This window comes from Streptomyces sp. NPDC049577, from assembly GCF_040675635.1.
Taxonomy (GTDB): Bacteria; Actinomycetota; Actinomycetes; order Streptomycetales; family Streptomycetaceae; genus Streptomyces.
Window position 1 is genome coordinate 1 of sequence record NZ_JBFAPH010000645.1, and the last position, 1,218, is coordinate 1,218.

The 1,218-nt window shown below is 71.3% G+C and carries 1 protein-coding gene and 1 pseudogene; both read right to left on the reverse strand.

Annotated features, from left to right (window positions below):
* The coding region (locus AB0K09_RS33540) for an MraY family glycosyltransferase (protein ID WP_366069161.1) at nt 1-903 on the reverse strand (903 nt) is incomplete at its 3' end.
* A gap of 129 nt (nt 904-1,032) precedes the next feature.
* A pseudogene (locus AB0K09_RS33545) lies at nt 1,033-1,218 on the reverse strand (serine hydroxymethyltransferase); the annotation flags it as partial.

Consider the following 1,218-nt stretch of genomic DNA (forward strand, 5'->3'; position numbering starts at 1 on the left):
CGGCGACTGGCCCTTCCAGGTGCGGCGCACGACCGCGAGCAGCAGGTCGGCCACCGGCACCGCGATCACGGTGAGCGGCAGCAGCAGCGGGATGTAGACGGGGACGGTGGCGTGCACGGCCGCCCGCTCGGAACCCTCGAAGAGCGCCAGCGCGTCGGGGTCGAGCTGCCCGGTGACCGAGATCGCGCCCGCCGCGAGGACCAGGCCGATGAGCATGGAGCCGGAGTCGCCCATGAAGATGCGGGCGGGGTGCATGTTGTGCGGCAGGAAGCCCAGGCACATGCCCATCAGCACGGCCGCGAAGAGCGTGGCGGGCGCCGCCGCCTCCAGATTGTGGCCGAACCACAGCCGGTAGGCGTAGAGGAAGAACGCGGCGGCGGCGATGCACACCATGCCGGACGCCAGGCCGTCCAGGCCGTCGACGAAGTTCACCGCGTTGATGGTGATCACCACCAGGGCGACGGTCAGCAGCGTGCCCTGCATGGGTGTGAGCGAGACCGTGCCGACGCCCGGCACCGGGATCCACAGGATCGTCAGACCCTGGAGCACCATCACACCGGCGGCGATCATCTGGCCGCCGAGCTTGACCAGCGCGTCCACGCCCCACTTGTCGTCCAGCACGCCGAGGATCCAGATCAGCCCGGCGCCCGAGAGCAGCGCGCGCGGCTCGTTGTGCAGCTCGAAGACGTGCTTGAGATTCGACAGGTGCGCGGCCACCAGCAGGCCCGCGCACAGGCCGCCGAACATCGCGATGCCGCCGAGCCGGGGCGTCGGTTCCCGGTGGACGTCGCGCGCGCGGATCTCCGGCACGGCGCCGGCCACGATCGCGAACTTCCGCACCGGCCCGGTCAGCAGGTAGGTGACCGCTGCGGTGACGCACAACGTCAGCAGGTATTCACGCACGGGCTGCCCCAGGGGTCTCGCTGGACATCACAGCCCAACACCATATTCTCGTCCGCCCCCGTTCCGTGAACGCGGATGAAGACGCGGGGCCCGCCACTGCCGGTTGCGTCCCGGAGGATCTGCAAATGATCACATGGCCCGGGGGTACGGCGGGAACCTTCCGGCCAGGTCCGTCACCGCCCCGCGGATCGCGGCGCCCGTCCCCTCGCCGCGCAGCACCGCGCCGAGGAGCGCCGCGACACCTTCCATCTCGGGCTCGCGCATGCCCTGCGTGGTGAGGGCCGCCGTGCCCATCCGCAGCCCGCGCGCGGTGCC